Origin of the sequence: Deinococcus sp., from assembly GCF_018260405.1 — a bacterium.
Taxonomy (GTDB): Bacteria; Deinococcota; Deinococci; order Deinococcales; family Deinococcaceae; genus Deinococcus.
On the sequence record NZ_JAGLBG010000030.1, the window covers coordinates 21,784 to 27,941 of the forward strand.

The following is a 6,158-nucleotide window of genomic DNA, read 5'->3' on the forward strand; positions in this document are numbered from 1 at the left end:
TCTTAAGCTGTCCAGTCCCACCCCGCCTCAAGCCCCCGCCCGCATCGGCATGGTGCTGGGCACCGAGGACGTGACCCCGACCATTTTCTGGTTCGCCGTGTCGGTAGGCGCGAGCGTGCAGCTCGACGACCTGGTGGTGGTCGAAACCCAGCGGCCCGACGGCAAAACGGTTACTTTTTACGGCCTGGTAGACAATGTGCGTAAGCGGCACGAGGGCGTCACCTTTGAATCGGATGTCGAAGACGTGGTGGCGGGGGTGCTGCCCGCGTCGGTGAGTTACGCGGCGCGGGTGTTGGTCACGCGGGTCGACCCCGAGAATTTCATTCCGCCGCAGCCGGGGGACGTGGTGCGCCATGCCAGAGGCCGTGAGCTGGACATGGCCCTCAGCGCCGACAAGATGAAGGAAGGGGCCTTTCCGGGCGGGCTGCTGGCCGACGGGCAACCGTTGCCGCTGAACTTCCGTTTTGTGAACGGCGAGCAGGGCGGGCACATCAACATCTCGGGGATTTCGGGTGTGGCGACCAAGACCAGCTACGCGCTGTTTTTGCTGCACTCTATTTTTACCAGCGGCGTAATGGACCGGGTTGGCCTCGGCAGCGGCCAGGGCGGGACGTCCAGTGGGCGGGCGATTATCTTCAACGTCAAGGGCGAGGATTTGCTGTTTCTGGACAAACCCAACAACAAAGTAGCCGACAAGGAGACCGAGGCCAGCGCCGCCAAAGGCTTCGCCGCCGACCGCTACACCATGCTGGGGCTGCCGCGTCAGCCGTTCCGTGACACCCAGTTTCTGGCCCCGCCGCGCTCGGGGGCGTCCGGCGACGCCATTGTGCCCAACACCGACCAGCGCAGTGAGGGCGTCACGCCGTTCATCTTCGGCCTGCGCGAGTTCTGCGCCCGGCGGATGCTGGAATACGTGTTTTCCGACTCGGCGGGCAGCCTGAACCTGGGCTACGTGATTGGCAACGTCGAGGAAAAACTATTCCGGCTGGCGAACGTCCAGACCGCGCCCGGCACGCACCTGAGCGTCACCGACTGGCGACCCGACGAGCAGACCGAGATTCCCGAGGGAATTGACTGGGGTGACGTGGGTGACATCCAGATTAAAACCTTCGACCACCTGATTTCGTACCTGGAATACAAGCTGCTGGAAGAAAACGACGGAGCAGGAGACAAAAAATGGGTCCTGAATCAGGCTCAGGGCACGCTGCGGGCCTTTACCCGCCGTCTGCGCGGCGTGCAAAAGCACCTTTCGCCCCTGATTCGCGGCGACCTGAGCCCCGCCCAGGCCGAAAAATACCGTCCCAACCTGTTGCGCGGCGCACAACTGAGCGTGGTGGACATTCACAACCTCTCGGGGCCAGCGCAGATGTTCGTGGTGGGCGTGATGCTGCGCGAAGTGTTTGAGCACAAGGAGAAATATGGGCGGCAGGACACGGTTTTCGTGGTGCTGGACGAGCTGAACAAGTACGCCCCCCGCGACGATTCCAGCCCCATCAAGGACGTGCTGCTGGAAATCGCCGAGCGTGGCCGCAGCCTGGGCATTATCCTGATTGGGGCGCAGCAGACCGCCAGCGAGGTCGAGCGCCGCATCGTGAGCAACGCCGCCATAAGGGTGGTGGGCCGCCTGGATTTGGCCGAAGCCGAGCGCCCCGAGTACCGCTTTTTGCCCCAGAGTTTCCGGGGCCGCGCCGGGATTCTGCAACCCGGCACGATGCTGGTCAGCCAGCCCGACGTGCCCAACCCGGTGCTGATCAACTACCCCTTTCCGGCCTGGGCCACCCGCAAGGATGAGGTGGACGACCTGGGCGGGCGCAAGGCCGAGGATGTCGGGGACGACTGGCTGCGGTGAGATTTGAGCTGGAAGCAGAGGCAGTCGAGTGGTCAAGTTGCCGAGAAGTTCAGGCCCTTCTATCCCGCTCAACATTCCGACAACATTCCGGCAAGGCTGCCGACCTGCTCCCTTGAAGTCCATGCCACTTTCGGCTGACGCCCCGGCTCATGCTGTGGCGTAGCCTTGACCGGTGATTCGGCCCCAGCCCTTCCAACGTCGCCTGACTGTCTGGGCTGTATCGTGCCTGCTGGCTGCACCCTTGCTCTACGGCGTGTGCTGGCTGGATGCATCTCTGGCTGGCGACGGTCATCTTGGCCTTGGCCCCCACCCCTATGCCTCGGCTGACGCCGTGCGCTTTGGGCTGGGCGGGCTGCGCTATCTCTACCACGGTCAGACCCTCACGGGGCCACACATCGGCTACCCGCTGGTGCTGGCGCTGCTGGCCCTGAATACGGGGCTGCTGTGGCTGGCGCGGGGCTGGGGTGTGCGGGCGCAGTGGATGTTCCGGGTCAGCCTGACGGCGCTTCTGCTGACGCTGGGCATGGGCTGGCCGACGCTGGTCTTCACACAGCACATGCACAACGACATTCTAGCAACCGAAGAAAATGTCTCTTTCAGTGCAAGTCCAGTGATCCTTTCTACGCAACAGTACGGGGCAGAAGGTAGGGGTAAGCGTCACCAGTTTCCCAACCCGACCGCCTGGGGTGTGCTGGGGCTGGGCCTGACCGGGGCCGCTGGACTGCGCCGTGGCGGGTCACCCAGAACAAGGGCGCCGCAGAACAATTGGGCCTGAACGGGGCGGCATGAAAAAGCCCCCACCTGCGAGGCGGGGAGCTGTGTCGAGTGAAGGTGTGGGGGCACCGGGGCCTCAGCCCATGATGCGGCGGGCACCCATGTAGCGGCGTGCCCAGTAAGGGTTGCTGAAGAGCGGCTCGACCATCGTGCGGCCAAAGTAGCTGTTGGCTCCGGCCATCATGCCGTTGCCCAGGTAAATGCCCACGTGGCTGGCGGGAACGCCGGTAGTGTTGAAGAATACCAGGTCGCCGGGGCGCAGGTCGCGGCTGCTGACAGCCCTCCCGGTGCGGAACTGGCTGGCGGCGGTGCGGGGCAGGCGAATCCCCATCTGCTGAAACACGCGCATGGTAAAGCCGCTGCAATCGATGCCGCGCCCACCTGTGCCGCCGTGCAGGTAGCGGATACCCAGGTAACGGCTGGCCGCCACGCTGATGTAGCTCCCGCCGCCGTTACGTGCTGGGGTCGCCATGGCCGTCTGGCTGGCGCGGGCCACCGTGCTCTTTGTGGTGGCCGTAGCAGCGGTGGTGGGCCGGGCGTGAACGGCGGCCAGCACCTGCGCGACGGGCGCAGCCGCCTGGGTAGCTGCGGCGTTAGCTTTGACAAAGCCGGAGCTGCCCGAGGTCTGAAGCACCTGTCCGGATTCGACTGTCGGGCTGCTCAGGTTGTTCAGGCGCATCAGCGCGTCGGGTTCGGTACCAGTTGCCTGAGCGATGGAAACCAGCGTGTCGCCGTTTTGAACGGTGTAGCTGGCAGCGCTCGCGGTGGCGAGGCTCAAAGCGGCAAGGGTGGTTAGCAGGATACGGGAAACATTCATCGACCCCCCAAGTTTAGCCCATCTTAATTTGCCATACCTTAATCCTTAGGGGAACTGACAACTTTTATGCGCCTATACGCCGCTTATGCGTCCGGGTGCCGGGGCGCATTCGCTGAAAATCCCTCTCCAGTTCAGTGTTCTCAGAAACTTACTCATAACTGACAGGGGCCGGAGAAAGCTTCTGCCTCACGGCCTTTTCTCCGGGGCTTCCAGATTCGCAAATCTCATCTTTCACATGTTTTTGAGGCGGGCCTAAAAACGGCGTATTTCTGGGAGGCGCGTCTATACTCATGACGCCAAATAGTGCGCCGGAGGACCGATGAAGGAAACGATGAATACCGAACAGATTTTGCAGGGTTTGAAGCATTACCGCCGCATCGCCCGGCAGGACATGTTGCGCTCTGTAGAGACCTCGTACCCGGACGCCTTTATGAAACATGCCGAGGCGAGGCGCGAGATTTACGCCGACCTGAGCAGCTACGCCGAGCAGCATGCCCCGGCAGACGTGATCGAGCACGCCCTGGAGCTATACCGCGACCTGCCGTTTGTCACGGGGACAGCCGCCCACGAGCACGCCGAAGTTAAGGGCCGGGAAAATGCTCTGGAGAACTTCTTTCTGCTTGTTGGCCTCGATCCCAAGACGCGCCGTGAAGCCCGTAGTAAGCGGCCTAAACTGGGTATGGCCGAAGCCGGAGAACCGTCTGCTGGCGGCCAGCCTGATCAAACGTCAGACTGACCGCCCTGTGCCTGTCGCCGGGGCGGTAGGCTTTGGGCAACGTGAATGACCTCGCACGCGGCGTAGACCTGGCAGCACTAGCGGCCCTCGAAGAGCGCAACCGCAGCTGCGCGGCCTGTTCGTTGCGGCCATGCTGCTCACAGGTGGTGGTTTCGGATGGCCCGGCCCAGGCGCGGCTGGTCATTATCGGTGAGGGACCGGGCGGCGAGGAAGACCGCATTGGGCGTCCCTTTGTGGGTCCGGCGGGGCAACTGCTGGACCGCATTCTGGCCTCGGCAGGCATTGAGCGCAACGACGTGTACCTGACCAACGTGGTCAAGTGCCGCCCGCCTGGAAACCGTGACCCCCTGCCGCTGGAAACCGTGACCTGCACCGACCTGTGGCTGCGTGAACAGCTGAAACTGCTGCGGCCCAGCATCATTCTCAGTCTGGGTAACACTCCGACCCGGCACCTGCTGCAAACGCGGCGCGGCATTACCGACCTGCGCGGCCAGTGGGTCGCCTATAGCCTGCCCAGCGGGGAAGCGGCGTGGCTGATGCCGATGCTGCACCCGGCATTTTTGCTGCGCCGCGACACCCGTGAAGTCGGCGGCCCCAAAAGCCTGACCTGGCGCGATATTCGGGAAGTGGCGGCGGTGCTGCGCGGCGAAAAACGCCCCGAAGTGTCGCGGGAGCCAGAGCAGCAGCCTCGGCTCTTTTGAAACGCTTGTGTGCCGTTTTGGTTAAGAAGGCACCGTCTGCGCCCCTGTAGGCAGCTCGACAAGTCCGTAATTACTGGTCTTGGCCCAGGGGTCTGACGTTCTGTAAAATCTCCGACCAAGAACGTGCGTTTCCGGTCGCCTGCACATAGTTCTTGCTCAGCTGCCACAGCCGCGCTGCTGCGCCGTCGTCCAGGGCTCGGGCGCTGGGGCGGGCCACGGCGCAGCGGTCGAAGTACGCGCCATTGGGCAGTTGGTCCTGGGTGGTCGCCAGGTAAAGGCTGGTCTGTGCGCCCTGCTCGGGGCTGAGGGCAAAACGGTCGATCACCCGGTAGCCCTGGCTCAGCAGACCGCCGTTGTTGTGGGCGAACCCCGAGGCCACCATCCCTGGATGAAGCGAGTAACTTTTGACCCCGGCACCCCGCCGGGCCAGCTCCCGCGCAAAGAGGATATTGGCCAGTTTGCTCTGGCTGTAGGCGGCCCAGCCGTTGTAACCCGTGTGCCATTCCGGGTCGCCGAACCGGATACGGCCCATCGCGTGTGCCGCCGAGGCCACCGTGACCACCCTGGAGCCGGGCGTGACCAGCAGCAGCGACATCAGTTCGCGGGTCAGCAGGAAGGGGGCCAGATGGTTAAGGGCCCACGTCATCTCGAGGCCCTCCTGGGTTTCGCGGCGCTGCTGAAAGATGGCCCCGGCATTGTTGACCAGCACGTCTAGGCGGTCGAAGCGCTCACGGAATTCGTCGGTGGCGCGGCGGACCTGGCTCATTTCGCTCAGGTCGGCCAGCAGGTGCCCGGCTGCGCCGATCTGTTGGGCGACCGCAGCGGTTCTGGCCGGGTCACGGCCCACGATGACAACCTGGTTTCCCTGACGGGCCAGTTCACGGGCCGTCACCTGGCCTATACCGTTGGTGGCTCCTGTGACCAGCACGACTTTCGGTCCCGAATGCACTTGCGTCATGGCTTCAGCATAGAGCCAGCGTCCGGGAGGGGGCTGGCTCTATGCACCTCTGGGCACTGGCGTATGGCCGGAGCCGCAAAAAGTCGGGGGCCAGACTGCTGAGAATCCGGCCCCCACTGGCGCAAGCAAACTTCACCCGGTTCGCTTTGATCTGGATTGCGCTGATAAAGACAGTCTAGGAGGCTTAAGTCACAAAAACGTCACTAGCTGATAAAGAAACTCAGAATATCTGTTCACCGCTGAGGTACAGCCACCTTTCGTCAAGCTGCACGAAGCGGCTGCGTTCCCGGAAGCGGTGGGCGCGGCCATTCGGAAGCCTCATG

At 63.4% G+C, this 6,158-nt stretch carries 6 protein-coding genes; 4 read left to right on the forward strand and 2 right to left on the reverse strand.

The genetic code is table 11. The features are described from left to right. Positions 1-49: 49 nt before the first annotated feature. Both QZ269_RS05715 and QZ269_RS05720 read left to right on the forward strand, forming a co-directional pair. Positions 50-1,849 carry an ATP-binding protein gene (locus QZ269_RS05715; protein WP_291425243.1) on the forward strand — a complete coding sequence of 600 codons (1,800 nt, stop codon included), beginning with the start codon at positions 50-52 and terminating at the stop codon, positions 1,847-1,849. 172 nt (positions 1,850-2,021) lie between these two features. Beyond that, positions 2,022-2,624 carry a hypothetical protein gene (locus tag QZ269_RS05720; RefSeq protein ID WP_291425232.1) on the forward strand — a complete coding sequence of 201 codons (603 nt, stop codon included), beginning with the start codon at positions 2,022-2,024 and terminating at the stop codon, positions 2,622-2,624. A gap of 75 nt (positions 2,625-2,699) precedes the next feature. Here QZ269_RS05720 and QZ269_RS05725 read toward each other — a convergent pair whose 3' ends face one another. Next, positions 2,700-3,440 (reverse strand): C40 family peptidase, encoded by a 741-nt coding sequence (locus QZ269_RS05725; RefSeq protein ID WP_291425234.1) that lies wholly within the window; start codon positions 3,438-3,440, stop codon positions 2,700-2,702. 319 nt (positions 3,441-3,759) lie between these two features. On the opposite strand from QZ269_RS05725, the gene QZ269_RS05730 reads away from it, so the two are divergent. Both QZ269_RS05730 and QZ269_RS05735 read left to right on the forward strand, forming a co-directional pair. Next, positions 3,760-4,176, forward strand: coding sequence for a hypothetical protein (locus QZ269_RS05730; RefSeq protein ID WP_291425236.1), 417 nt, complete (start codon positions 3,760-3,762; stop codon positions 4,174-4,176). 41 nt (positions 4,177-4,217) lie between these two features. Continuing rightward, a complete protein-coding gene (locus QZ269_RS05735) occupies positions 4,218-4,877 on the forward strand; it encodes a uracil-DNA glycosylase (RefSeq protein ID WP_291425238.1) in 660 nt (219 codons plus the stop codon). A 70-nt stretch (positions 4,878-4,947) separates the two neighbouring features. On the opposite strand, the gene QZ269_RS05740 is transcribed toward QZ269_RS05735, so the two are convergent. Further along, the gene (locus QZ269_RS05740) at positions 4,948-5,835 is read right to left on the reverse strand and encodes an SDR family oxidoreductase (protein WP_291425240.1); all 888 of its coding nucleotides are present in this window, start codon (positions 5,833-5,835) and stop codon (positions 4,948-4,950) included. Positions 5,836-6,158: the final 323 nt, after the last annotated feature.

Bases quoted from the DNA above. Each gene is read 5' to 3' on its own strand.
- QZ269_RS05715 (WP_291425243.1), top strand. From the start codon at position 50: ATGGTGCTGGGCACCGAGGACGTGACCCCGACCATTTTCTGGTTCGCC.
- QZ269_RS05725 (WP_291425234.1), bottom strand. From the start codon at position 3,440: ATGAATGTTTCCCGTATCCTGCTAACCACCCTTGCCGCTTTGAGCCTC.
- QZ269_RS05730 (WP_291425236.1), top strand. From the start codon at position 3,760: ATGAAGGAAACGATGAATACCGAACAGATTTTGCAGGGTTTGAAGCAT.
- QZ269_RS05740 (WP_291425240.1), bottom strand. From the start codon at position 5,835: ATGACGCAAGTGCATTCGGGACCGAAAGTCGTGCTGGTCACAGGAGCC.